Here is a 24,784-nt window from a genome sequence, read left to right on the forward strand (position 1 = left end):
CCACGCTTCCAACTTGTCCATATGATACGTTTAAGGATTCAGTATCCCAATCGCTAAAACCTATTAATTCAGCAAAGAAAAAGCGCAAACTGATCGTTTTTCTTATTCTTCGTTTAATTGACGCAATTCTTGCTTGATTTCTGTTTTAGACTTTGTTTTTTCGTCAATTTCTTTAATAACGCGTGCTGGCGTACCTGCTACTACTGTGTAAGGGGCTACATCTTCGACCACAATTGCACCTGCAGCAACTACGGCACCTTTACCTACTGTTACCCCTTCAAGAACAACAGCATTAGCACCGATTACTACATCATCTTCTACTACAACTGGTTTTGCAGAAGGTGGCTCAATAACACCAGCTAATACAGAACCTGCGCCGATATGACAATTTTTACCTACTGTTGCACGACCACCAAGTACTACGTTCATGTCGATCATTGTTCCTTCACCGATTACAGAACCGATGTTAATCGATGCACCCATCATAATAACAGCGTTGTCGCCGATTTCAACTTGATCGCGAATAATAGCGCCTGGCTCGATACGAGCTTTAATTCCTTTCATATCTAATAAAGGAATCGCAGAGTTGCGGCGATCGTTTTCAATTACGTAGTCTTCAATTTTTCCTTCGTTTGCTTCAATAGCAGCTTTGATTTCTTTCCATTCACCAAATACTACACCTGTGTTGCCCGTTACGAATGTTTTAGAAGATGAACCAAAGTCAATTCCTTCTACTTCACCTTTTACGTAAACTTTTACCGGTGTTGATTTTGTACTGTTTTGAATAAATGAGATAATCTCATTAGCATCCATCATTTTCATTATGTATTCCTCCTAAGTAAGCAATGTCTCATTTAATGTAACAAAATGCTTTCACAATGACAAGCATCATTATCGTTTTAATAAAAAGATAACGATTGCAAATAAAAAAAGCGAGCACCTGAGCTCGCTTTAGACCGTTTCTCTTACGTATTCACGTACAATATCAACAAATGCTCGAACTTGCTTCAGTTTAAACGCTGATTCATATCCAACTAAAGAAGTGTCTCGTGTAATTGGCTCGCCATTTGCTTTTAGAAGCGGCGTCCGATGAATATGGCTTCCAGCTTCTTTGATAGCAATCGATGGTAAAATAGCGAAACCAAGACCATTTAAAGCCATTTGTTTACACGTCTCAATCTGGTCCACTACAATCGTACGCTTCGGTGTAGTATGAAACTCTCGATGCCACCATTCTAAAATTTCTTGATAATACGTTGAGTCACTTTTAAATTGAATAAATGGTCGATGAGTATTTACTACTTCCGCTGCCCTTTCAATTTCTGAATCAACTAGGTAAAGAGGATCTGTAAACAAATGTTCTTTGACGCCTTTCCAATCGGGATTTCCGCGTATGATTCCAATATGTACCTCATCTTCGTACAGGTAGCGAAGCATTTCACTGCTCCAGCCGGTTACAAGAGAGATTTTAGCATGTGGGTAACGATCCATATAGCGTTTTAACACCGCCGGCAGCCAGTGCTGTCCAATAATCGAAGCCACCGCTAATTTGAGTGTACCATATACTTCATTATCTAAATGATGCAAGTCCTCGCGAACCCGATCTTCTTTTTCTACTACTTCTTTTGCAAATTGAACAATCTTTTCTCCAGCAGGCGTTAATGACAGTCCTTTTTGCGAACGAATGAAGATTTGTGTATCCCATGCTTTTTCAATGGTTTGCAGCCTCTGTGATAAAGCTGGTTGCGATACAAATAATCTCTCTGCAGCTTTTCTCATATTTAATTCTTGAGCTAATACAACGAGCATTCGACATTCTATTAATTGCATTCAGTTATTCCTTTCAAGCCTCTTTTTACTTTCATTTTACCTTTATCATATAAGAAAAAAACGGAGAAAGATAGGCTGAAACACGATTTCTTAAAAAAATTATTGAAATGACTCTTTCGGGAGAATGATGGACTGCCTTCTTAATGACTTTAACAAATTTCTTCGCGTTAAAATCCCTTCAAAAATACCATCTTCATTCTCTACGCACAAAAAAGGATGGTTAATCATGGCATTTATGACTTTTAATACGGATTTTTTCATGGAGACACGAGGAACATTTTGATTCATAACTTCTTCTACTTTCATGGTTTCTAATCTTTCAAATTCAATGCGCTTTAACCCTAAAATCGAATCTAAAATAAGCGTCATGCTCACGAACCCCTGCAGCTGAAACCTTGGATTTAATACGGGAATGGACGTATAGCCAGTCTTTGTTAACACAAGCAAAGCATGTTCTAAATTATTTCCGACTTGAACATGAGCAACTTTATCAGAAGTGACAAGCAAATCTCGAAGTTCAATTTGATTTAACTGATTGTGATCAATATCAATCATTTATACATTCTCCTTCCATTTCTCATAACTTCCACGTGTGTAAAGAGAAAAAGAACAAGCTACAAAATGAAAATAGCTTGCTTACGTAAATGCGAACCTTTAAGAGGGAATAGAAGCAGACACACTCGATGTTCTCCCTTATATGTTAAGTCTAGATTTTTTTAAAACAAGTGTCAACGAAAGTTCATAATTATCTGAATTTTTTATTTTGCTTTTTTTACAGCATTCGACCCTTTCCTTCCATTTATCAGAAAATCCGCTATCACTTTGTCGGTATTTCCCGGGAAAATAGGACAGAAGCCACCGCAAAAACTCCATACGCAGTAACAAAAAAATGCCGCAAAGTATAAAATCCTTTGCGGCATTCGTTTTGCTTTATCCCTTAATGAATAAGTTCAAAAATTTCAATTGCAATCATATCAACGTTATCAAATTGATAAACAGCTGGCTTTTCACCATCTTGATATACTTCAAGTTCGTATGTTTCAGTTTTTGCATGATATTTCACGCTGCAAATTCTTTTTCCCTCTACTTCGAAGAAGCGTTGTGGCGCTTCACTTCCACTTGCTTGCTCACGGAGATTCACAAGACGAGTTAAAATACCTTGTAATTGTGACATATAATCTCTCCTTTCACCTATTACATCATTACGCATTCGACTTTTCTACAATATCAATTCAAATAAGTACTTTATCTAAACTAATACTTAAAAGACACCATTTCACTATATGCCACATACTAAAAAAACACAAGTACTTTACGTGATTTTTCATAAGAAAATGCCTTATTATAGCGATATATGTCGTTTTTTATTATAATAACATAGCGATATACTATGTATCATCCAAAACTTCATTCTACTTTAACACCATTCATTTTGATATAGGGAGGTGCTTTCATTGAGATCTATAGAGCTGTACACACAACCAGCTTGCCCACCTTGCGAAATTGTTAAACAGTTTTTACAGCATCACCACGTTTCCTATAAAGAATTTGACGTATCTAAAGATGCTTCTGCTCGAAAACGAATGACTACTGAGTTAGAGTCTTATTCCACTCCGACTATTCGTGTTGATCAGGAAATTATCAGAGGGTTTGACCTTCAAGCGCTTGAGAAGCTTCTGAACATTGGGTAACAGAAACACTCAAAATAAGCTTTTCTCGGCTATTTTGAGTGTTTCTTACTATATATAAGCTTTTGTACCTTCCATTTCCCCTGTTTTTTTACTAAAGTGATCATTTCATAATGATCTTGGTATTTTACTCGTTCATTATGCACAGCCGGAAAAAATTGATAGACATAAGCTTTGTTTTGGTCGGAATGAAGAGCTACCTTCGTCTGTTCATCGAAAGAAAAGAAAGGGATGTAGTGTGTTAAATATTCAGGTCCCTCTCCGACATATCCTTGAGCTTTTTGTAAGAGAGCCTCATTAAAAAATACGGATGCATACTCATCATCTAAAAATAATTTCAGCTCACGAGCAGCATCTTGATTAGCATGGGCAGACGCAGCTCTTAGCTGAGCCTGATAAGCGTCCTGCAAATTTATAAAGATTTCATGCCTAATCTCTCCTGACACTTCTGCATAAACAGATTTTCCTGAGTACAAGATCATCATCAAAAAGACAAGTAAGCATATTTTCTTCAAATTAACTCAGCTCCTTCGCTTCTTTTTTATTAGAATTCCGAAATTTCCCCTGCCTATGCATATCTCTATAACCGACTGTCGTTCCCCTCTAAAAAAACATAAAAAACCGGCAACCACTTTTGCTGATTGCCGGTTTAACTTCAACTTATATATTCTCTACAAAACGTCTCTTTCATATAAAAAAGAATATGAAATATCAAGGAATATATAGTGCATATTATCAATCGGATACGAAAAAGTCCGGATATTCTCACCTGTTTCAATATCATTATACAAATCTGATAATATGCCTTTTTTTTCATAGCTCATTCGAATAATATTCTCAAGAAAATATGGGCGCCAGCTCCAATTTTTCTTTACATATTCAGGCTCAAGAATCCAATCCTCGTTTTTCTTTACATAGTTAGAAGACTTTTGAAATCCATTTTCATCGCAGATGTAAAGGCGAAAACACACGTTGGATAGTTCTTCTGCAATAACAGGCAGCATATCGTCATACGTTTCTAGCTTTCTGCACTTTGTCATTACCTGCTGCATTTTATCTTGAAAGCGTTCCGTCAGCTGGTAAACAGCAAGCAGCTTTTTCTTTTCATGAGCGATATACATTTCGAAACGTTCCTTTAGTTTATCCTTTAAGATGTTCGGATCGACAAGTTCAGCAGCCGGCTTATGTAAATAATAACCTTGAAAATATCTGCCTCCGTTTCTCCATGCATACTGCAGCTGATAGGAGGCTTCTATATCTTCATATAGAAGCGTAGCACCCATTTTTCTTGCTAAAAGAGATAAAGAATACAATACGTCTTGATACGACTGCGCCATGTCCGTTTGTCTTAGAATATGTAAATCTACTTTTAAGATATCTGGTGACAGCAACCCAATTCTGTCTAGATTACTACTTTCTTTTCCTATATTATCAATTGCAATCTTAATACCATATGTTTGATAATACTTTAGTAAGTGTTGAAGCGATTCCAAATCTCCACTAAAATTGTGTTCTGTAATTTCGAGAACAATTCGATCAAGCGATAATCCTTTATTTTCGAAAAGTTGCAATAATTCTAGCAAGGATTCTCCATGATCGTTCATTAATAAATTAGGGTTCTGATTAATAAAAATTAAAAATTGTTCTTCCTGGGTCAACATATGCTCGAGCGCTTGTGTTAAAACAGCATAATCAACTTCTATGCGATATTCATCCGGAATCGCATCATCATGAAAGAATGGGCCGAGGCTTTCAATTTCCCCTTCATTTTGAAACCTCGCCAACACTTCATAGCCAATTACTCTATGTCCATCTGCACTAAAAATTGCTTGATAATACGGAAGAGTTTTCTCTATGTTTGTTAATACATCTAACGGGTCCACTCAACTCTCCCCTCTCCTTGTTCACTTTACGTTAGTATAATACGAATAGCATAATTTTGCTAGTCCTTCTAGGTTTGCTTTGTACTTTTTAGTGCGTATCCAACCTTAAAAAGGATGCTGATTTAGCCACTGTCCCCCGTCCATTGTGATGCATTCCCCATTGATATAAGATGCTTCATCGGAGAATAAGAAACTAGCTAATCCCGCTATTTCCTCAGGAGTTCCAAGGCGTCCTAATGGTACAGAATTCAATGTACGCGCTTTCATTTTTTCTGACTCAAATAACTTATCGGCTCCTCCTGTTCGCTCGATCGGCCCCGGCGCAATCGCATTCACCCGTATACCGTATTTCTTTCCCCACTCTACTGCGAGCGTGCGCGTCATGGTTAAAACTCCTGACTTGGCACAAGCTGAATGAATAACACCTGCTCCTGCGTTCCACGCATATGTAGCCACAATGTTTGTAATGGCTCCTTTTGTACCTTTATCGATCCAATATTTCCCTACTGCGGAACTGCAATAAAATGTACCATTTAATACAATATTAATTACGCTGTTCCATCCGTTAACGGATAAGTCTTCAGCTGCACATATAAAATTTCCTGCAGCATTATTAACTAAAAAATCAATTTGTCCAAATGCCTTGTCTGTTTCTTGGACCATTCGTTCCACATCTTCTGGATTGCGTACATCCATTACCACGGAAAGTACCTGTCCATCAAACGTTTTAATTTCCTTTTCTGTCTCTTGTAATCGATCGGCTGACCTACCTGTGATTACCACATGAGCACCTTGTTCTGCAAATCGCTTCGCCATATGTTTTCCCATTCCGCTTGAACCGCCAGTAACAATTACGACCTTGTTCTTCAATTTATCTTCCTCCCCAAAACATAAGTGTTTTACAACTATTATTTTACTATTTTTTCTGAATAAAGTGAAACTTTTATCTATTTAACTTAAAAGCAGACTTCTCGTTGTGATGATAAAAAAAACAATGCTATAATGAAAACTTGAAAACTATAAGGAATAGGTTGATTTTGCATGAAAAAGACGTATACAAGACGATCTTTTTTGAAAGGACTAGCGTCTATTTCGTTAGGGTCTTTGCTCACCACGTCTTTTGGGTATACATATGCCAAATATATTGAGCCTAGACGTCTGCAAATTGTTCGTCATACAATTACTTCTAAAAACATTCCGAAAAGCTTTAACGGAATAAAAATTTTACAATTTAGTGATATTCACCTTGGACTCTCTTATGATTTATTACAACTAGAACAGCTTATGGTAACCATAAATAATTTGAAGCCTACTATTATATTATTTACTGGAGATTTAATGGATGTACCTAATGAATACCCGCATCCAGAAAGAATTCCCCCGATTTTACAGAGGCTTCAGGCTCCTCTTGGAAAATACGCAATATATGGAAACCATGATCATGGAGGGTATGGAACAAATATCTACAAACAAGCCATTGAAGACGCAGGATTTAGACTTCTAGTAAATGAAGTTGACACGGTTTCCATGCCCGATAAAAGCTACATTCATATTTGTGGACTCGATGATATTATGCTTGGGAATCCACAATATGAGGGAACGCTAGGACAATTACAGCCGGATATCTTTTCTATTGCTATGATTCATGAACCTGACGTTGCTGTCAAAGCAGCTCCTTTTCCAGTGGATCTTCAGCTCTCCGGCCACAGTCATGGAGGCCAAATTCAAATTCCTTTTTACGGTCCTTTGATTACACCGCCCTTTGGGACGGTTTACCCTGAAGGAATGTACGAAGTTGGAGATTCTAAAATGAAGCTTTATGTGAATAGAGGCTTAGGAACCACGCGCATTCCTTTTCGCTTTTTAGCTACGCCTGAAATTACGCTTTTCACCTTGCAATCAACATAAAAACGCCCTTACAGGGCGTTTTTATGTTTTTTTGTCTTTTTTTAGCTGATCATGACCGCCTAATTCTAGTCTTAAAGAAATAAACCAGGCTCAAAAACTTCCGTTCAGCCATACACTACAAAGACAACTGACAAGGAGGTTAAATTATGTACTATCAATATCCCTATACAGGATATCGTAATATTCCAAATGGTGACGAGCGCTTTTTTGGATTTCCTTTTGTTGCTGGCTTAGCTGGTGGGCTGCTTGGCGGACTAGCTGTTGGCGGCTTTGGAGGCAGACCTGGGTGCTGTCCGCCACCTTATCCTTATCCCGTTCCGTTTTACGGCGGTGGATTTCCTGGAGGAGGCTACCCTGGTGCCGGCTTTGGAGGCGTTGGATTTTCTGGAGGAGGCTACCCTGGTGCCGGTTATGGAGGCGGTGCTCCTGTTTATAACACATACTACGGACCTGGATACGGTCCTGGTGGTCCCATTCCTAGATAATAACATGACTAAAAAGCCGAGCACTCGGCTTTTTTTATGTTATTCTTGATCGTCGCAAAGAGCATATTGACAAAAGATCTCTTGACTATTGATAGAGAGCTCATTTTCTTTTTTTATGACGTAATGATAATTCCCTTCTTGATCTTGTTCTCGTGCTTTTACATTATCAGCAAGCATAACTTCAAGCCACTTCCACACTTTTTTTTTCAAATGTGTATCCAAGACAGGAAATAAAATTTCTACTCGTTTCACCATATTTCTTGTCATCATATCTGCAGATGAAAAGAAAAACTTTTCCTGTTTATTATGATGAAAATAATAGATTCGGCTATGCTCTAAAAATCGTCCGACAATGCTTCTTACTCTGATATTCTCGCTAACGCCTTGAATTTGAGGGCGCAAGCAGCACGCTCCTCTAACAATGAGTTCGATTGTCACACCCGCTATAGAAGCTTCATATAGCTTCATAATTAAAATTTTATCCGTCAATGAGTTCATTTTCCCAATGATTCTTCCATTGCCATACCGTCTGTGATACTGTATTTCCTGATCAATGAGATGCAAAAAATCGTTTCTTATATCAAATGGTGCAACGGATAAATGATGATATACTGGTTTTTGCGTATAGCCACTTAAGTAATTAAAAAAATTGGCCGCATCTATCCCGATGTTTTGGTTGACAGTAAAAAGACTTATATCCGTATAGATCTTTGCCGTCGCATCGTTGTAATTCCCAGTACCAAGATGAACAAATCGCTTAATATGCTCTCCTTCTCTTCTCACCACGAGCGTAATTTTACCATGCGTTTTTAAATGCGTCATTCCATATATCACGTGGCATCCTGCCCGCTCTAACTCTTTAGCCCATTGCACATTATTCTCTTCATCAAACCTTGCTTTTAGTTCAACTAGTACCGTCACTTGTTTACCTTTTGCAGCCGCTCGTTTTAATGCTTTAATAACGGGAGAATCTCCGCTTACCCTATATAACGTTTGCTTAATAGCAAGCACATTTTCATCGTCTGCTGCACAGTTAACAAAGTCAAGCACCGGCTTAAACGATTCATAAGGATGGTGAAGCAAAATGTCTCTTTGAATCATTTGGTCGAAAACATTTTGATCCGGGTGTAACTGTGTTGTAACCTTAGGAATAAAGGCTTTTTCAGCGAGCTCTTCATGGGTAGATTTAAGTAATCTATAAAACGAAAATAAACTGGTTAAATCCAACTGTTCTTTGATCTCATACACATCTTCATCGTCAATTTCAAGGACTGACTTTAAATACGCTAGTACACCCTGATCGTATGGACTCTTAATCTCAAGCCGAACAGCCGCTCCCCATTTTCGCTTCTGCAACTCTTCTTCAATCTCTTTTAATAAATCTTGAGCGTCTTCTTCGTGAATAGTCATATCTGCGTTCCGGGTAATTCGAAATTGAGAAACGGAAGAAACGCAGTATCCCTTAAACAACTTTTTAATAAAATAGGCAATCACATCCTCTAGCAATACAAATAGACGGGTAGAATCTGACGTAGCTATTTCAATATAGCGCGTTAGCATCGAAGGTACTTGAACGATAGCTAGTCTTCCTTTTATCTCGGCAATTTGCTGCTCATCATTTAACTTTTCTGAAAGGACAACTGCTAAGTTCAAGCTTTTATTCATCAACATAGGAAACGGCCGGTATGTATCAATAGCCATAGGAGTTAATACGGGAAAGATTTGCTCGTCAAAATACTGTTCAAGCTTATCTAGATTTGATTTCTCCAGCTTTTCAACCGAAATGATTTCCACACCGTATTTCTGTAATTCGGGCAGAAGTGTGTGAATATACGTATCATACTGCTGCTTGACTAGGTCGTGGTTTTGTTTGGAGATAGAGAATAGCTGCTGTGTAGGAGTTAAGCCTGCTTTGTTTTCGGGTTTGTTAAATCCAGCCTTTACCTGATCTTTTAACCCCGCTACCCGAATCATAAAAAACTCATCCAGATTCGAACTGAAAATCCCTAGAAATTTAAATCGCTCAAGCAAAGGGTTTTTCGTATCTACAGCTTCTTCCAGCACCCGCTTGTTAAAGGCCAGCCAGCTCAATTCACGATTATTGTAATAAGCTGAATCAGCCACTTGTATGGTTTGCTTATAAGTGCGATTACTTTCTAACATTAGCCTCACCTTCCAGGATAATGAATTTAATCTAGTTAGCTATACTGAATATTCTAACCGATCCAGCGTTATTCTAAAGCTTAGTAAATTCAAGAACAATATTTTTTTTTACTACTTTTTCTAGATGCTTTTTCTGTTTTTCAGCCTGATATTGTTCAGGAAGAAAGGTTTTTGTACATAATAGTTTAATCGTCACTGTGTTTTCATCGCTTTTCACATCAATATGTTGAACAACATTTCGCTTTGTTGCATGTAAGCCATCAGCTATTTTTAAAAGTGCACCGAGCAGCTGAACTTTTTTTTGTTCGTCTTTTGTTAACCACTTTTTAAAAGGAGCAACATATTGCCTAAAAGAAGACTTCCCTTTATATGAAGAAACAAGTGCCAGCTTTAAACGTTCTCTATGTGAAATTCCATCTATTGTACGATTAGCAAGCACATAAAACGTATGCTGGCTGCTTGATTCCGCATCAATATACTTTCCTATATCATACACTTGCGCAGCTTTTATAAGAAGCGCTAAGTCATCCTCTTTTAACTCAACCGGTCCCTGCTCCCTAAGATGCTGAAACATCATACTAGCTGTGCGCGTAAGCTGTTTGACGTAATCTTTACTTACTTCAAACTCTTCCATTATTTCTTGAAAACTTTGCTGTATGACATCGGGGTACATTGGCTGGATATTAGCATCAGATGCTTCTTTAAATAACACCCCTTCTCTCAAGCCTTTGCGGCTTAGGATGAAGCGAGTCGCGTTCACTGTTTCATATACTGATTGAAATACTTCAATCGCTGGCAAAATTGTATCCGCACGATCGTTTGACAAGCGGTCTAGCTTTTGAAGATTGTGATAAGACAACGAGCCTATAGCAGATTTCACATGCAATATATCAGCTAAATTCATTTCATATTGATGCAGCCCCGCGAGAGGATAGTGGATAAAACCTTGATGCAGTTGCACCATACTTCTTGCACTTCCTCCAATTGCTACAATCGGCACATGACGATTTAAAAGCCAAGGGACAGCATGGAAATGCCGGATCACGAAATCCCGGATTTTCGCTTTTTCTTCTGCAGTGGGAATATTGCCTTTGACGAACTGCAGACGTAGAGATAAGGCACCGAATGGAAAGCTGTGGTACTGCACTAACTCTCGATTGCGAAAATATGTAACTTCCGTACTTCCCCCGCCAATGTCAATTGTAATGGCTTCTTCGATCGAAGTGGAATGAATAACTGCAACAAAGCCGTAATACGCTTCTTCATATTCAGACAATAGTTGAATAGAAAAGCCCGTTTCTTTTTTTACAAGGGCTAGAACTTCTTTTGCATTAGTCGCTTGACGGATGGTAGCTGTGGCCACACAGGTAACGCGCAGCAGCTGATAATGCTTGGTAATAACTCCAAACGTTTTAAGCGTATCAAGCAAGGTATGTATTCCTTTAGCCGTTAACACGCCTTCTTTATCTAAATAATTTCGAATCCGTGCAGCTACTTTCACGTTTTCAATTTGCTTAAACCCTCTGCCTTTTTTGTATTCATAAATAACAAGGCGTACCGTATTTGAACCTATATCAATCAGTCCATGCTTATAAGTCAATGTAATTTCAACACCTTTTTCAAAATAACTTTAAAAAGTCACTTTTACTTTTTTCAATCGTATACTGTTACAGCATAGTCATATATCAAAGGAGCGAAGTTAATGAGATATATAGTAAAGCGCGGTGAAACCTGGCAAAGCGTTTCAGGTGACTACCGGATTCCGGTTGAAGACCTGTGGATGACTAATCCTTTTGTAAGCCATCATGCGCTGAAGCCTGGGCAAGTAATCATCATTCCAAACCTCCCCGATAAAGAGCTCATTCCTTACACGATCCACGTGTTTATTGCTGAAAAACAGCTTGAATTACGAAAAAATAATATCATACAAAAAGTCTATCCCATTGCAGCAGGAAAAATGCTGAGCGCAACGCCTACTGGAGACTTTGTTATCGTTAACCGGGAACCAAACCCCGGGGGGCCTTTTGGTACAATGTGGCTAAGCTTGTCTAAAAAGTCATATGGCATTCACGGAACAAATGATCCAAGTTCTATTGGAAAAGCCGTATCCAAAGGATGCATTCGTATGTATAATGCCCAAGTAAATGAGCTAGCTCAAATTGTGCCAAATGGTACTGGTGTTTATATTCGACCCTCTCGACGAATGGCTCAATAGTTCGGGATTTACTAATCAATGATTGTTTAACTGTGCGAGCAGCATTTTTTAAAAATAGAAAGTATGGCGTGCTGTTCCACTTTACTTGTATAAGGAAGCGTAACAAAACAAACCCTATACATAGGAAATTTCATTAATTACCAAAATACTTCTTCGTGTAATTATTTTCAAATGGGACAAGACACGCTATAATGAACGTATCAGCTTTCACCTTATAGGTTGAACAGCTGATATGATAGAAAGGGAGTGAACGTATGTCTCAAGCAAATGGACAAGGCTCTTTGACCCCGTCTGTATCTGAGATTGCACAAGCTATTTTCACTGTAAATCGTCACGCAAAAGCTGCTCCTGATCCTAAGCAGTTATATACGTTAAAGAAAATTGCATTAGATCAACTAATTTTAGAAGGAAAAGCAAAAAAAGAAGGACTTCACTTTTCGCCAAACCCTGGTAAAAGTCAGCAAAAATCAGATGTACTTGTATCAGTTGGAGACTACTTTTTCCATATGCCTCCAAAGAAAGAAGACTTCAAAGAGTTATCACACCTCGGCCATTTAAACCATCAGTATCGAAATCCCAAAACGACTATGTCATTATCTTATGCGAAGCGCTTATTATCTAAATATACGGGTCATCTCGTACAGCCGGCTAAAAGCCCTGTTTCGACTCCAAGAAAACGGCAAGCACCTGTGTTTAAACCGCTGGGTAAAAGTTATTTTTAAAAAAAGTGCCTGAAGTGGAGCAATCTGCTTTCAGGCACTTTTTTGTCTTCCTACAAAATATAGAGATCAATCAACTCAACAAGCTCTCCGATTTCCGGCTTACTTACTTGTCCTTCCGCTCCTACCATTTTTCCCTTGTGACGTAAATCTTCTGTGATAAGAGAAGAGAAAATAATAACTGGAAGGATAGAAAGCTGAGGATTTTCTTTCACTTTTTTAGTTAAATGATGGCCATCCATTTGCGGCATTTCTATATCTGTAATAAGCAGCTGGACTTGATCACTGATTTCCACTCCTTCATCGATCACTGAGCTTAGATAGTTCCATGCTTCCTCACCGTTCTCGAAAAATTCCGTGTTCTCATAACCTGCTTGTGCAAGAGTATCTTCAATCATTCGGCGCAACAGCGGCGAGTCTTCAGCCACGACAATCTTTTTATTAGAACGTTCTCTAGCCCCTAGCTTTTTTATTTTCGACTGATTAATACCCGCATCAGGGTTCACATCAAAAATCAACTTTTCGAAGTCTAACAGCAGAAGCATTTGCCCGTTTAATTTTACCACTCCAGTAATCTGCGTTTCCAAACCTTGATACAAATCTGAAGGCTTCTCAATTTCTTTCCAAGAAATACGGTGAATTTGCGTTACTGCGTGTGTGTGAAAGACTATTTTTTGCTGATTGAACTCTGTGACGATTAACTTATCTTTTTCCGGCGTATTTGAAGGTTCCATTTTTAACGCTTTTGCTATGTCAACGACAGGAAGAACTTCTCCTCTTAGCTCTATAATACCTTCTATGTAAGAATGCGCATTTGGAACAGGTGTAATAGATACAGGATTAATAATCTCTCTAACTTTTACTACATTGATGCCAAATAAAACATTTCCTATCTCAAATTCGACAATTTCCAGTTCGTTTGTACCACTTTTTAACAGTATTCCTTTATCTTGATTCATATCACTTACTCCTCTCATCTCACCCGCTTATCTAATAGTCCATATTTCCTATTATAGTGACCGCCTCTTATATCCGTAAAGAAAAATTTTCTTATTTTATTATCCTTTTTCCCTAAAACATATACATAAAATATTGTTTTACGAATTAACAGAATATTATATACTATATAAAAACATGAGCGTTGATCCCTTTCGCCTTATCCTCTGCTCAGTTTTTTACTTGCTCTACTTTACTTCTCTATACTAGCTTATGAACTTGAGTCAAACGACCACTCCTATTCAAATGAGGTGTAATTTATGAACAGAGGATTACAAAAAGAAGAAACAAAAAAACGCATTCAAAAAGCAGCTATCTCTTTATTCCAACAGCAGGGATATCAAAAAACGACTGTGTCTCAAATTACGCATGAAGCGGGTGTAGCAAAGGGAACATTTTTTAATTACTTCAAAACAAAAGAAGAAGTTCTTCACTACCTTGGAATTAATTTCACAAACCGTATCTCCTATAAATTAGAACAGCTCCTTCAAACCGAAGAATCAACTGCTGCCATTGTTAAACAACTGTTTTTATTACTAGCACAATCAAACGAAGAAGCGAACCCTCACCTAATCCGTTCTTGGTTTCATATTGCTATTACCAACAGTTCCTTTCAACAATCTGAAATTCTTCAAATTGAAAAAATGCGCGCTCATTTTACAAAAGTTTTTCAAACAGGACAAGACCGAGGTGAACTTATAGTCGATATCCCTGCCGAAGAAATGGCTTCTATTGCTATACTTAATTTTTTTGGCACCCTTCTCTACTGGTGTACTAACCAACCCGACTCTGCTACCCTTCAAGAAAGAATAGACAAGTCGGTTACTCTTCTATTTAGAGGGTTTCTTATTCATTCCTAAAAGCCTGTTCACAAATTTTTAACAAGAAATCGAAGATAGCTGTGGACTCTACAGCCAAAACGGTTTATACTACACAAAGTGAATGAATAATCTTAAAAGAAGGTGTTCGTAATATGAAAGGCTCCGTCATTCTTTTTAATGACGATAATGAAATGACCATTATTGAAAACGTAGAAGAAGCTGTATATCAAGATATTAAAGAACAAGAAGGCTCTGATCACTGCGTTGTCACATTGGACGATCATGAAGTTGATTTTGGCTACGTTTCCCCCGTTTATTGGCGTGAAGGCCAAATACACACTGACTAATATACAAGACCTGCATATATATGCAGGTCTTTTTATGCACTTATTTTTTTGAATCTAGAATTGAACGTGAAGCAAGGAACCTCTGATTTCCTAACACATACCTTAGCACATTCGCAGTTAAAAACAGGGTTAACAACTATATAGAAAGGGTACATTTCAAGTAATAGAAGCTGCGTTTTATTTTAAAAAAGGAGGTTTATGTTATGAGTTCTTATCGAAAAAATATGAATCACTATCCTCACTCATCTCAGTACACACCTTACCAACACTATTACGCAAAAGAAGCTGATCGTATTTTAACGGCTATGAGTACAAACTTTAATAAACAGCATTTGAAATCTCTTATCGACGATGCGTTAGATAACAGAGATGAAGAACAATTTTATGAACTAACAACTGCTTATAATAAGCTATATAACACCTAACTTAAAACCACTATTTGCAAAATGCGCAAATAGTGGTTTTTTACCTATTTTCATTGTGATAAAATGAGTTGAAAATACGCGGAAGGATTTGAAACCATGGAGCACTTAATCAATAAACGTGTCAAAGAAATTGAACTATCAGGAATACGTACATTTTATAATATGGTCTCACAATACCAAGATGTTTTATCCCTCACAATTGGACAACCTGACTTCTTAACACCACAGCATGTAAAAGAAGCGGCAAAATCTGCAATTGATGGTAACCAAACTTCTTATACCCACAATGCTGGAACAATCGAACTGCGCGAGGCAGCAGCTCAATTTGTCAAAGAAAAATATGACTTGCACTATAACCCAGCGGATGAAGTGATTGTGACCATTGGAGCTAGTCAAGCAATTGATATTGCTCTTCGCACCATTTTAGAAGAAGATTCCGAAGTTATCTTGCCTGGACCTGTTTATCCAGGATACGAACCGCTTATCCGGTTAAACGGCGCTAAACCTGTACATATTGATACAACCGAAACAGGATTTCGACTAACTGCGGATTTAATCGAACAACATTTGACCTCTAAAACAAGATGCGTCATCTTACCTTATCCGTCTAACCCTACAGGCGTGACGTTGTCACAGCAAGAATTAGAAGAAATTTCCGCTCTTTTAAGCGATAAAAATATTTTTGTACTATCTGATGAAATATACAGCGAGCTCGTTTTTGATAAAAAACATCAGTCCATTGCCTCCATTTCATCTATGAGAGAGAAAACAATTGTTATTAACGGAGTATCAAAGTCTCACTCCATGACGGGCTGGCGAATTGGTCTTTTATTTGCTCCTTCTTATTTAGCCAAACATATTTTGAAAGTTCATCAATACAACGTGAGCTGTGCTTCTTCTGTTTCTCAAGCAGCTGCACTCGAGGCACTGACAGCAGGTAAAAACGATGCGGTGGATATGAAAAAAGAATACGAACAAAGACTGAATTATGTGTATGACCGACTAGTAAACATGGGATTTGACGTAGAAAAGCCGACTGGTGCTTTTTATATCTTCCCTTCTATCCAGAACTTCCACAGTAATTCATTTGATTTTGCCCTGGAGTTAGTCAAAGAAGCGGGTGTTGCACTAGTACCCGGCAGCGCTTTTTCTTCCCACGGTGAAGGATATGTACGCCTGTCGTATGCGTATTCCATGAACACGCTGCGTGAAGCCTGTGATCGAATTGAAGCTTATCTTATTACATCTCGTCAATCACGTTAAACCAGTGGTAAGAAGTGTATGCATTTTTTTGTGAGTGATAGCACATAAGAGCGGGTATACTAGAAGCATATAAATTGACTTCAATAGTGTATCATTATAAAATGTGCATCGATTCACTAAAGAAATACATACTTTTAACGGAGGTTTTTATTATGACAAAAGATTTTTTTGATGTGGTAAATGAACGTACATCGATTCGAGAATATGACTCTTCAGCTAAATTAAGCAAAGAAGAATTAACGGAACTTTTAGAAGCAACAGTGAAGTCACCATCAGCTTGGAACTTACAGCACTGGCATTTCGTTGTTATTACAGACCAAGATGCGAAAGAACGTCTACTTCCAATTGCTTACAACCAAAAACAAATTACAGAAGCAGGCGCTGTAGTAGCTGTGTTAGGTGATTTAGAAGCCAATAAAAATGTAGATGACGTGTACAACCCACTAGTCGAAGCGGGTCACATGACAGAAGACGTAAAAAACATTTTGTCAGGACAAATTAACGGCGCTTATAAAAACGGTGCTTTCGCCCGCGATGCCGCGTTTACAAATGCTTCGCTTGCATCTATGACATTCATGCTTGCAGCAAAAGCAAAAGGATATGACACATGTTCAATGGGCGGATTTAACGCACAAAAATTTGTAGAAGAGTTTAAAATTGAGGATCGATACATTCCAGTTATGCTTATTTCAGTTGGAAAAGCAGCTAAAGAAGCACATGCTAGCGATCGTTTACCATTAGATCAAGTTACAACTTGGATTTAACAAAAAACCCTGCAGCTGCAGGGTTTTTCTATGTAACTAAATGGATTTCACCATGCCTCCGTCGATTAGAAACGACTGGCCTGTCATATATGAATTCGCTCCCGAAACAAAGAAAGCAACGGCTTTAGCAAACTCTTCAGGCTGACCGTAGCGCTTAAGAGGAATTTGGTTTCTCATCTCTTCTTCAACTTCTAAAACGTCTACTCCCATTTTTTCAGCACGAATGGTATCTAGCTCTTTCACTCGGTCTGTTGCAATTCTTCCTGGCGCAACCGTGTTAATTAAGATACCGTCCTCTGCTAGTTCTGAAGCAAGTGTTTTCGTAAGTCCCACGATTCCTGTACGGAAGGTATTTGACAGAATAAGTCCAGCAATTGGCTCTTTAATGGAAGAAGAAGCAATATTGACAATACGTCCTCCGCTCTTTTTCATAAAGGGCACTACCTCACGAATAATACGAATATAGCTGAGGAGATTTAACTCAAATGCCTGCTTCCAATCATCATCTGTTAACGAAAGGAAATTCCCAGCTTTAGGACCTCCTGTATTATTAATTAAAATATCAATAGTTCCAAACGTATCTACTGTATATTGAATAACATCTTGAATGTCCTCTGTTTTTGTAACGTCTGCCGTTTTATGTAACACTTGTCCGCTTCCAAGGTATGAAATCTCTTCTGCTACTTGGGCTAGTTTCTCTTCTGAACGACTTGCAATCATAACGTTTGCGCCTTCTTCTGCGAGTCTAGCAGCAATCGCTTTGCCAAGCCCTTGGCTGGCTGCAAATACAAGCGCTGTTTTTCCTTTTAATTCAACATCCATTTCTTTCACCTCATCTAATAGTTCGAATCTTTTTAACTTTATCACGTTCTCGTCAAATTCTTCAATAAATATGAAATAATTTCTTTTTTCCATATGGTATAATTATCTGAAAATTATTTCTTAAAGGAGGCAAAAAAGCAGTGTATAAAAAGCAATGCTTTGTCTTTCATCAAAATAAGCCTGTAATATGTACGGTACGATCATATACATCGAATGATTTTGATGAGTTGATTCGGATTCAAGAAGAAAGTTTTCCCCCTCCTTTCCCTTCTGAATTATTATGGAGTAAAGATCAGTTAAATAACCATGTTTCCCTTTTTCCGGATGGAGCGCTATGTGTGGAGATAGACGGGACAATATGCGGATCTATCACAAGCGCGATTGTTTCAGTGGAAGGAAATGCGGCTCACACATGGGATGAAGTAACAGGAAGCGGATATATTCATACGCACGACCCTTCTGGTAATACGCTTTATGTAGTGGACGTGTGCGTCACTCCTTCGCATCGATCAATGGGGCTTGGGAAGCTGCTGTTGCAGTCTTTATATGAAGTGGTGATTCATTACAAGTTAGAAAGGCTGCTCGGCGGGTGCCGCATCCCTGGATACGCACCAGTGTCTTCCTTGTACACGCCCGTTGAATATATGAACCTTGTATCAGCCGGAACTCTCTACGACCCCGTTATGACCTTTTTGATGCGCTGTGGCAGAACGCCTATTGGCCTCGCAGCAAATTATATTGAAGATGAAGATTCACACAACTACGCCGTACTAATGGAATGGAAAAATCCATTTTATACGTCTATTCAAAAAGAGGCTGGGACAAAAGCATTTTAGCCCAAGTGAAAAACGAACCATTAATCAACATGTTTGATTAGTGGTTCGTTTTTTTGTGATGGTGAATATAGTTTTATCTGTCTCGTTCCTTCTAGCAGTTGATTGGATTCATTACGTTATGTCTCAACTTCTTTTTAGATTATTGAACTTCTTCAATGCTCCACTCCAGTTCTTTATGAGTCAGAACAAGATGCGCCTGCAATTTACTCATCTCTTTGTGCTCAAACCGATCATTATACATTTCATTCATATCGTCAAAATCACCGATTGTATACAAAGGAATTTTAATATCTTTACGGGATTGAACCATATGTTCAAAATCAATAAACAAACCGTCATTCGTTAAAGTAAGAAGCGTATTTGCTAACACGAGCGGCAAAATCGGATATTCTAACTTCTTCCTTCTAAATACAAATCTTTTTTGCTTAATTGCTGACATTTTTAACGGAATGATTCGACTTAAAATGTGCTTCATATCATACACGTCTCGAAAATAGATTTTGTTATAAAATCCATCATCGTGAGCTAAATAAACAAATTGATTACCGAGTTTATTATTAAATGGCGAATTGAGCGGTTTTTTTAAATGACCTAAATACAGCAGCGCTGCAATATCTTGAGGTTCTAACAAATCCAACGAAGATATATCCTCAAAATCAATCCAACAAAAATCGCCATAATTATAAACATCATCCTCTGCTAAAAGATGAATTTGTTCTTCTTCTACATAGTCCATATGGGTTTGGTAATGGTAATCACTGTCTTCAAAACCGTGCTTTAACAATAATATATTTGCAAGCGGCGTAGGAAGGGAATGATAAAACTCTTTAAATTCAATTCCATATGTAATAAAGCATTTTTTATTTACATGGCCATTAATATAAACGATATCTCTTATTTCATCTGCTTTACTCAACCGTTCTAACCACCTTATTGATTGATTCTGTGATCGATATGTAACCGTTCTACTGATTTATATATTATACTTCTAAAATAAACAATGTGTAAATATATATTGTTAGCAATTTCTTTTGTATTCACTCCCCCTTCTACTGATCATTTTATTGGATAGAACAGAAAGGTATAGAGCTGATCGTGAATGTGGTAGAATGTGTGTATCTTATTAATTAGCATGTATGAACACGGAGGTATACAAAATGGATGTTCGCCATTTGCATTACTTAACAGAAGTGGCTAAACATAAAAATTTCACAAGAGCTTCTGAAGCGCTGCATATTTCTCAACCTTCTCTCAGTAAAATGGTTAAATCATTAGAAGAAGAGCTCGGCACACCTTTGTTTGATCGCGCTGGCAAACAAGTGCAGCTTACCGATGCAGGAATAATTGTGTACGAGCAAGCTGAAAGCATTTTATCTTCTCTCCGAGATTTATCGGATTCCCTCTATGATTTAATGCATTTAAAAAGAGGAACCATCAAAATAGGCATTCCCCCTATTATTGGTACATTGTTTTTTCCTACTATTATTAAAGCATTTCGAGAGCAATACCCTGAGATTGATATTCAATTAGTGGAATATGGCGCTAAAAGAATGCAAAAGTTTGTGGAACAAGGAGAAGTGGACGTAGGGGTAGTTTTACTTCCAGTTGATGAAAATATGTTCTTTACGACTCCTTTAGCTCGAGAAACGCTGCAGCTTGTTGTGCATAAATCTCATCCGTTGGCTCAGCATTCTACGATTTCATTAAAAGAGTTAAAAGACGAAACGCTTATTTCCTTTCATGAAGACTTCACCATGCATGAAATGGTCTATAACGAATGTTTAAAAAATGGATTTACGCCTAATATTGCTTTTAAAAGCTCTCAGTGGGACTTCATTGGAGAGCTGGTAGCTGCTAATCTCGGCATTGCTCTTTTCCCTTATTCATTATGTGAAAAGCTTGATTTGGAGCATATGAAAGTAATTAATCTCGAGAATGCTATTCCATGGGAAATTGCTTTAATCGTTAAAAAAGATCGATATATCTCTTATGCTACGCAGGCTTTTATTGATTATATTAAAAGTACAGTTTAACAAAGCTAAGACAAAAGTAGTTTAATTAAAAATCCGAACGAGCCTGATTCTCCATCAAGAATCAAACTCGTTCGGATTTTTTTCATGGCGGTGTAACAAGTCATTCATACTAAATCATTTATCCCATTGGTTCGTCTTTAGATTGAATGGATGTAGGCATGTCACAATTTCTTTTTTTGATTGCCTTTTATTAAATAATTACACCTTATATTTCACAAACGCTTTTTTGAAAAGGTTACCAACGCATTTGTAAAGAGATTTCTTGCGACTATAACTAAAAAGAATAGTTATCATAGTTATTATATATTTCATATTATAGTCGTTTTTTTGTAAGATAAGTGTGTAGCATTCATTTACTTAAGTTGTATCCCCATTTGCAAAATCCAAATAGTTTCTCTTTTCCCATGATGGAGTCGTCTTTTCAGCATAGACGACTCCATTATTGTCTCAACAAACTAGGAATGAATGAATGAATAAAAACATAAATAAAGGAGGCTAATCATGAAACTGATTATGGTGATTTTACAGATTTTATTACTAACGGCTCTGTTTTTAATAGGAGAAAGTATTTCACAGTGGTTTGACCTCCCAGTGCCAGGTAGTATCATCGGATTTTTCTTACTGTTTTTCTTACTGTACTTTAAAGTAATTAAATTAAGCTGGGTTGAACAAGGTGGAACACTGTTAGTGGGAGAACTATTATTATTTTTCATACCAGCCGTCGTTGGACTCATCAATTATGGAGATGTATTGATGCATTTTGGAATCCAGATTGTGATTATTATCACAATCAGTACGATCATTGTGATGTCTGTAACGGGAATCATTGCAGAACATATTTCAAGAAGAAAGGAAGGTTCGCTAAAATGACATTACTCACATGGATTGCTCTTCCGCTTACACTGCTCGTTTATGTCGGCACAAAAGTGCTCTATAAAAAATATAAGTCTATGCTAGTTTCCCCTATTTTACTAGCCCCCATTCTTTTAATTGGCATCTTATTAGTAACGAATGGCTCTTATGATCATTATAAGCAAGGTGCCAGTGCTATTAGCTTTATGCTTGGACCAGCAACTGTTGCTTTTGCTGTTCCTATGTTTAAATACTTTGATTTACTCAAAAAACATCGTGTTGAAATCAGCTTAAGCGTAGGGCTCGGAACGTTTGCTGCCATGATTTCTTCCATGCTGTTAGCATTAGTGTTTCATTTACAATCAACGCTGGTTCATAGCTTGATTCCAAGATCGGTTACGATTCCTATTGCCGTTAATGTGTCTCAGACGCTAGGAGGAGATCCGAATATTACCATTATGTTTGTGATTATAACCGGTGTAGTAGGATGTATGGTCGCTCCAAAACTGATTAAGCTCCTCGCACTGCACTCTTCTCTAGCAAGAGGTCTTCTTTTAGGAGTAGCTTCCCATGGGACAGGTACAGCAAGAGCTTTTGAATTTGGAAAAATTGAAGGCACTTTTTCTAGCCTTGGCATGATCGTAGCAGCACTTCTTACAATGCTGTTTGCAAATATGCTTTTGCCTACTATTTTCTCTTAAAAGATAAAAAAGGTGTGATCATATATGATCACACCTTTTTATTATCCAATATGAAAAGTTGATTTTACGAACTCAATAACTTCTTCCGTAGAAGACATTGATAGAATTGTATCTAAATGAGGTTCGATATCAGCTTTTGATAATTGACGGATTTGAGAACGAGCTTTCAGAATAGACGTTGCACTCATTGAGAATTCATCTAAGCCTAAGCCTAAAAGAATTGGAATGGCAATCTCATCTCCTGCCATCTCTCCGCACATGCCTACCCACTTACCTTCTTTGTGAGCCGCTTTGATTACCATATTCACTAAGCGAAGAATCGCTGGGTTATACGGTTGGTATAAATAAGACACGCGCTCATTCATGCGGTCAGCAGCAAGCGTGTATTGAATTAAATCGTTTGTTCCGATAGAGAAGAAATCTACTTCTTTAGCAAATAAATCTGCGATTACCGCTGAAGAAGGAATCTCTACCATCATCCCTACTTCGATGTCTTCCGAAACTTGTACGCCTTCTTGTTGAAGTTTTGCTTTTTCTTCTAAAAGAATAGCTTTTGCTTGACGGAACTCATCAACAGTAGCGATCATAGGAAACATAATTTTCAGATTACCGTATACGCTTGCACGTAGAAGCGCACGAAGCTGTGTACGGAACATGTCTTGCATCTCTAGACATAAGCGAATGGCACGGAATCCTAAGAATGGGTTCATTTCTTTTGGTAGATTTAAATAAGGAAGCTCTTTGTCTCCACCGATGTCAAGAGTACGAACAACCACTGGTTTGCCTTCCATACGTTCAAGAACTGTTTTATAAGAAGTAAACTGCTCTTCTTCCGTCGGAAGATCTTCGCGGCCCATATATAAGAATTCTGTACGATAAAGGCCAACGCCTTCGCCGCCGTTTTCTAATACGCCTTTTACATCTTCTGGTGTACCAATGTTAGCTGCAAGTTCAACGTGATGATCATCAGCTGAAACCGTTTTTTCATTTACAAGCTTAGCCCACTCAGCTTTTTGTTCTGCATACTCAGCGGCTTTTTTCTCGTAAGCTTTTACTGTTTCTTCGCTTGGATCAACGATAACTTCGCCATCTAAACCATCAACAATTACTAATACGCCGTTTTGAATGTCTTCCATAACTGTTTTTGTACCTACAACAGCTGGGATCTCCATTGAACGCGCCATAATTGCTGAGTGAGAAGTACGTCCGCCAATATCTGTTGTAAATCCTTTTACGAACTTACGATTTAACTGTGCTGTATCAGACGGCGTTAAATCTTCTGCGATAATGACAACTTCTTCTGAGATTAAGCTTGGATTTGAAACGTTTACACCTAAAAGATGAGCTAATACACGTTTGGTTACGTCACGGATATCAGCAGCACGTTCTTTCATATATTCATTGTCCATTGACTCAAACATATTAATAAACATTGCCGCTACTTCATCAAGTGCATGTTCAGCGTTTACATTTTCATTCGTAATTTTATCTTTAATTGGATTAATAAGTTCAGGATCGCTTAGAACTAATAAGTGAGCTTCAAAGATTTCTGCTTTGTCATCTCCAAGTTCTTTACGAGCGTGCTCTCTAATAATTTCAAGTTCTGATTTTGATTTTTCTAGCGCAGCTTCTAGACGTGCTACTTCTGCTTCAACTTCAGTTACTGATTTTTTTTCAACGGTTAATTCTGGATTTTCTAGACGAAATGCTTTAGCAATAGCAATGCCGCTAGAAGCGGCAATGCCTTGAATTTCCTTTGTCATTATTCGCCTAATCCTTCTTTGCTCATTGTATCTTCAAGAGCAGCAAGTGCATCTGCTTCGTCAGAACCTTCTGCAGAGATAGTGATTGTAGCGCCTTTTTGAATACCTAAAGACATAACGCCCATGATTGATTTTAAGTTTACAGTTTTACCGTTGAATTCTAAGTTGATGTCAGAATCAAATTTGCTTGCTGCTTGTACTAAAGTTGTTGCTGGACGTGCGTGAATTCCTGAGTCTGCTGTTACTGTAAATGTTTTTTGTGCCATGTTA

Annotated in this window: 28 protein-coding genes; 14 read left to right on the top strand and 14 right to left on the bottom strand. The window is 37.8% G+C overall.

What is annotated here, in order from left to right:
• Positions 1-102: 102 nt before the first annotated feature.
• The 4 genes from dapD to SCI76_RS07480 form a co-directional block, all read right to left on the bottom strand.
• Positions 103-822, bottom strand: coding sequence for a 2,3,4,5-tetrahydropyridine-2,6-dicarboxylate N-acetyltransferase (gene dapD / locus SCI76_RS07465; protein WP_013082280.1), 720 nt, complete (start codon positions 820-822; stop codon positions 103-105).
• A 129-nt stretch (positions 823-951) separates the two neighbouring features.
• Positions 952-1,830, bottom strand: a complete 879-nt coding sequence (locus SCI76_RS07470) for a LysR family transcriptional regulator (RefSeq protein ID WP_013056037.1) — start codon at positions 1,828-1,830, stop codon at positions 952-954.
• Between the two features lie 99 nt (positions 1,831-1,929).
• Positions 1,930-2,385, bottom strand: coding sequence for a cyclic-di-AMP-binding protein CbpB (gene cbpB, locus SCI76_RS07475; RefSeq protein WP_013056036.1), 456 nt, complete (start codon positions 2,383-2,385; stop codon positions 1,930-1,932).
• 382 nt (positions 2,386-2,767) lie between these two features.
• Complete coding sequence (locus SCI76_RS07480; RefSeq protein WP_013056035.1) at positions 2,768-3,004, bottom strand: YkuJ family protein; 237 nt, start codon at positions 3,002-3,004, stop codon at positions 2,768-2,770.
• Positions 3,005-3,284: 280 nt separating this feature from the next.
• On the opposite strand from SCI76_RS07480, the gene SCI76_RS07485 reads away from it, so the two are divergent.
• The gene (locus SCI76_RS07485; protein ID WP_013056034.1) at positions 3,285-3,521 is read left to right on the top strand and encodes a glutaredoxin domain-containing protein; all 237 of its coding nucleotides are present in this window, start codon (positions 3,285-3,287) and stop codon (positions 3,519-3,521) included.
• A gap of 29 nt (positions 3,522-3,550) precedes the next feature.
• On the opposite strand, the gene SCI76_RS07490 is transcribed toward SCI76_RS07485, so the two are convergent.
• The 3 genes from SCI76_RS07490 to fadH form a co-directional block, all read right to left on the bottom strand.
• Positions 3,551-4,033: a DUF3993 domain-containing protein gene (locus SCI76_RS07490; RefSeq protein WP_048020016.1), complete on the bottom strand. Its 483-nt coding sequence runs from the start codon at positions 4,031-4,033 to the stop codon at positions 3,551-3,553.
• A 156-nt stretch (positions 4,034-4,189) separates the two neighbouring features.
• Positions 4,190-5,401, bottom strand: a complete 1,212-nt coding sequence (locus tag SCI76_RS07495) for an EAL domain-containing protein (protein WP_013056032.1) — start codon at positions 5,399-5,401, stop codon at positions 4,190-4,192.
• A gap of 105 nt (positions 5,402-5,506) precedes the next feature.
• A complete protein-coding gene (gene fadH / locus SCI76_RS07500; protein WP_028414119.1) occupies positions 5,507-6,271 on the bottom strand; it encodes a 2,4-dienoyl-CoA reductase in 765 nt (254 codons plus the stop codon).
• Between the two features lie 171 nt (positions 6,272-6,442).
• Here fadH and SCI76_RS07505 point away from each other — a divergent pair, with 171 nt between their 5' ends.
• Together SCI76_RS07505 and SCI76_RS07510 are read left to right on the top strand one after the other, a co-directional pair.
• The gene (locus tag SCI76_RS07505; RefSeq protein WP_013082275.1) at positions 6,443-7,309 is read left to right on the top strand and encodes a metallophosphoesterase; all 867 of its coding nucleotides are present in this window, start codon (positions 6,443-6,445) and stop codon (positions 7,307-7,309) included.
• 146 nt (positions 7,310-7,455) lie between these two features.
• Positions 7,456-7,794, top strand: coding sequence for a hypothetical protein (locus SCI76_RS07510; RefSeq protein ID WP_014461015.1), 339 nt, complete (start codon positions 7,456-7,458; stop codon positions 7,792-7,794).
• Positions 7,795-7,833: 39 nt separating this feature from the next.
• Here SCI76_RS07510 and SCI76_RS07515 read toward each other — a convergent pair whose 3' ends face one another.
• Both SCI76_RS07515 and SCI76_RS07520 read right to left on the bottom strand, forming a co-directional pair.
• Complete coding sequence (locus SCI76_RS07515) at positions 7,834-9,957, bottom strand: RNA degradosome polyphosphate kinase (RefSeq protein ID WP_168760472.1); 2,124 nt, start codon at positions 9,955-9,957, stop codon at positions 7,834-7,836.
• Between the two features lie 73 nt (positions 9,958-10,030).
• A complete protein-coding gene (locus SCI76_RS07520) occupies positions 10,031-11,557 on the bottom strand; it encodes a Ppx/GppA family phosphatase (RefSeq protein ID WP_168760471.1) in 1,527 nt (508 codons plus the stop codon).
• A 102-nt stretch (positions 11,558-11,659) separates the two neighbouring features.
• Here SCI76_RS07520 and SCI76_RS07525 point away from each other — a divergent pair, with 102 nt between their 5' ends.
• A complete protein-coding gene (locus tag SCI76_RS07525) occupies positions 11,660-12,172 on the top strand; it encodes a L,D-transpeptidase family protein (protein ID WP_168760470.1) in 513 nt (170 codons plus the stop codon).
• A gap of 254 nt (positions 12,173-12,426) precedes the next feature.
• Positions 12,427-12,894 (top strand): YkyB family protein, encoded by a 468-nt coding sequence (locus SCI76_RS07530; RefSeq protein WP_013056025.1) that lies wholly within the window; start codon positions 12,427-12,429, stop codon positions 12,892-12,894.
• Between the two features lie 50 nt (positions 12,895-12,944).
• Here the strand turns inward: SCI76_RS07530 and SCI76_RS07535 are convergent, their stop codons facing one another.
• Positions 12,945-13,850, bottom strand: coding sequence for a chemotaxis protein (locus tag SCI76_RS07535; RefSeq protein ID WP_168760469.1), 906 nt, complete (start codon positions 13,848-13,850; stop codon positions 12,945-12,947).
• A 297-nt stretch (positions 13,851-14,147) separates the two neighbouring features.
• Here SCI76_RS07535 and SCI76_RS07540 point away from each other — a divergent pair, with 297 nt between their 5' ends.
• The 5 genes from SCI76_RS07540 (at position 14,148) to SCI76_RS07560 (ending at position 17,507) form a co-directional block, all read left to right on the top strand.
• Positions 14,148-14,747, top strand: a complete 600-nt coding sequence (locus SCI76_RS07540; RefSeq protein WP_013082269.1) for a TetR/AcrR family transcriptional regulator — start codon at positions 14,148-14,150, stop codon at positions 14,745-14,747.
• A 113-nt stretch (positions 14,748-14,860) separates the two neighbouring features.
• Complete coding sequence (locus SCI76_RS07545; protein ID WP_013056022.1) at positions 14,861-15,055, top strand: hypothetical protein; 195 nt, start codon at positions 14,861-14,863, stop codon at positions 15,053-15,055.
• A 203-nt stretch (positions 15,056-15,258) separates the two neighbouring features.
• On the top strand, positions 15,259-15,480 hold the full coding sequence (locus SCI76_RS07550; RefSeq protein ID WP_028414125.1) for an IDEAL domain-containing protein: 222 nt from the start codon (positions 15,259-15,261) through the stop codon (positions 15,478-15,480).
• A gap of 96 nt (positions 15,481-15,576) precedes the next feature.
• Complete coding sequence (locus SCI76_RS07555) at positions 15,577-16,743, top strand: aminotransferase A (RefSeq protein ID WP_063247559.1); 1,167 nt, start codon at positions 15,577-15,579, stop codon at positions 16,741-16,743.
• A 152-nt stretch (positions 16,744-16,895) separates the two neighbouring features.
• Entirely contained in the window at positions 16,896-17,507 is a 612-nt protein-coding gene (locus SCI76_RS07560) for a nitroreductase family protein (RefSeq protein WP_014461024.1), read from the top strand.
• Between the two features lie 36 nt (positions 17,508-17,543).
• Here the strand turns inward: SCI76_RS07560 and SCI76_RS07565 are convergent, their stop codons facing one another.
• Positions 17,544-18,329, bottom strand: a complete 786-nt coding sequence (locus SCI76_RS07565) for an SDR family oxidoreductase (protein WP_028414127.1) — start codon at positions 18,327-18,329, stop codon at positions 17,544-17,546.
• Positions 18,330-18,469: 140 nt separating this feature from the next.
• Here SCI76_RS07565 and SCI76_RS07570 point away from each other — a divergent pair, with 140 nt between their 5' ends.
• Entirely contained in the window at positions 18,470-19,165 is a 696-nt protein-coding gene (locus SCI76_RS07570) for a GNAT family N-acetyltransferase (protein ID WP_033578397.1), read from the top strand.
• A gap of 139 nt (positions 19,166-19,304) precedes the next feature.
• Here SCI76_RS07570 and SCI76_RS07575 read toward each other — a convergent pair whose 3' ends face one another.
• The gene (locus SCI76_RS07575) at positions 19,305-20,081 is read right to left on the bottom strand and encodes a hypothetical protein (protein ID WP_033578396.1); all 777 of its coding nucleotides are present in this window, start codon (positions 20,079-20,081) and stop codon (positions 19,305-19,307) included.
• A gap of 241 nt (positions 20,082-20,322) precedes the next feature.
• On the opposite strand from SCI76_RS07575, the gene SCI76_RS07580 reads away from it, so the two are divergent.
• From SCI76_RS07580 to SCI76_RS07590, 3 genes are all read left to right on the top strand, one after another.
• The gene (locus tag SCI76_RS07580) at positions 20,323-21,198 is read left to right on the top strand and encodes a LysR family transcriptional regulator (protein WP_033578395.1); all 876 of its coding nucleotides are present in this window, start codon (positions 20,323-20,325) and stop codon (positions 21,196-21,198) included.
• 501 nt (positions 21,199-21,699) lie between these two features.
• Positions 21,700-22,068, top strand: a complete 369-nt coding sequence (locus tag SCI76_RS07585) for a CidA/LrgA family holin-like protein (RefSeq protein ID WP_014461029.1) — start codon at positions 21,700-21,702, stop codon at positions 22,066-22,068.
• Complete coding sequence (locus tag SCI76_RS07590) at positions 22,065-22,751, top strand: LrgB family protein (protein ID WP_033578394.1); 687 nt, start codon at positions 22,065-22,067, stop codon at positions 22,749-22,751. The genes SCI76_RS07585 and SCI76_RS07590 overlap by 4 nt, the downstream gene beginning before the upstream one ends.
• Positions 22,752-22,792: 41 nt before the next feature.
• Here the strand turns inward: SCI76_RS07590 and ptsP are convergent, their stop codons facing one another.
• Together ptsP and SCI76_RS07600 are read right to left on the bottom strand one after the other, a co-directional pair.
• On the bottom strand, positions 22,793-24,514 hold the full coding sequence (gene ptsP, locus SCI76_RS07595) for a phosphoenolpyruvate--protein phosphotransferase (protein ID WP_013082261.1): 1,722 nt from the start codon (positions 24,512-24,514) through the stop codon (positions 22,793-22,795).
• The gene (locus SCI76_RS07600; RefSeq protein ID WP_013056011.1) at positions 24,514-24,780 is read right to left on the bottom strand and encodes a phosphocarrier protein HPr; all 267 of its coding nucleotides are present in this window, start codon (positions 24,778-24,780) and stop codon (positions 24,514-24,516) included. Before SCI76_RS07600 ends, ptsP begins: the two co-directional genes overlap by 1 nt.
• Between the last annotated feature and the right edge of the window lie 4 nt (positions 24,781-24,784).

The sequence above is a fragment of the Priestia sp. HNGD-A6 genome, assembly GCF_045784335.1.
In the GTDB taxonomy this organism is placed as follows: domain Bacteria; phylum Bacillota; class Bacilli; order Bacillales; family Bacillaceae_H; genus Priestia; species Priestia zanthoxyli.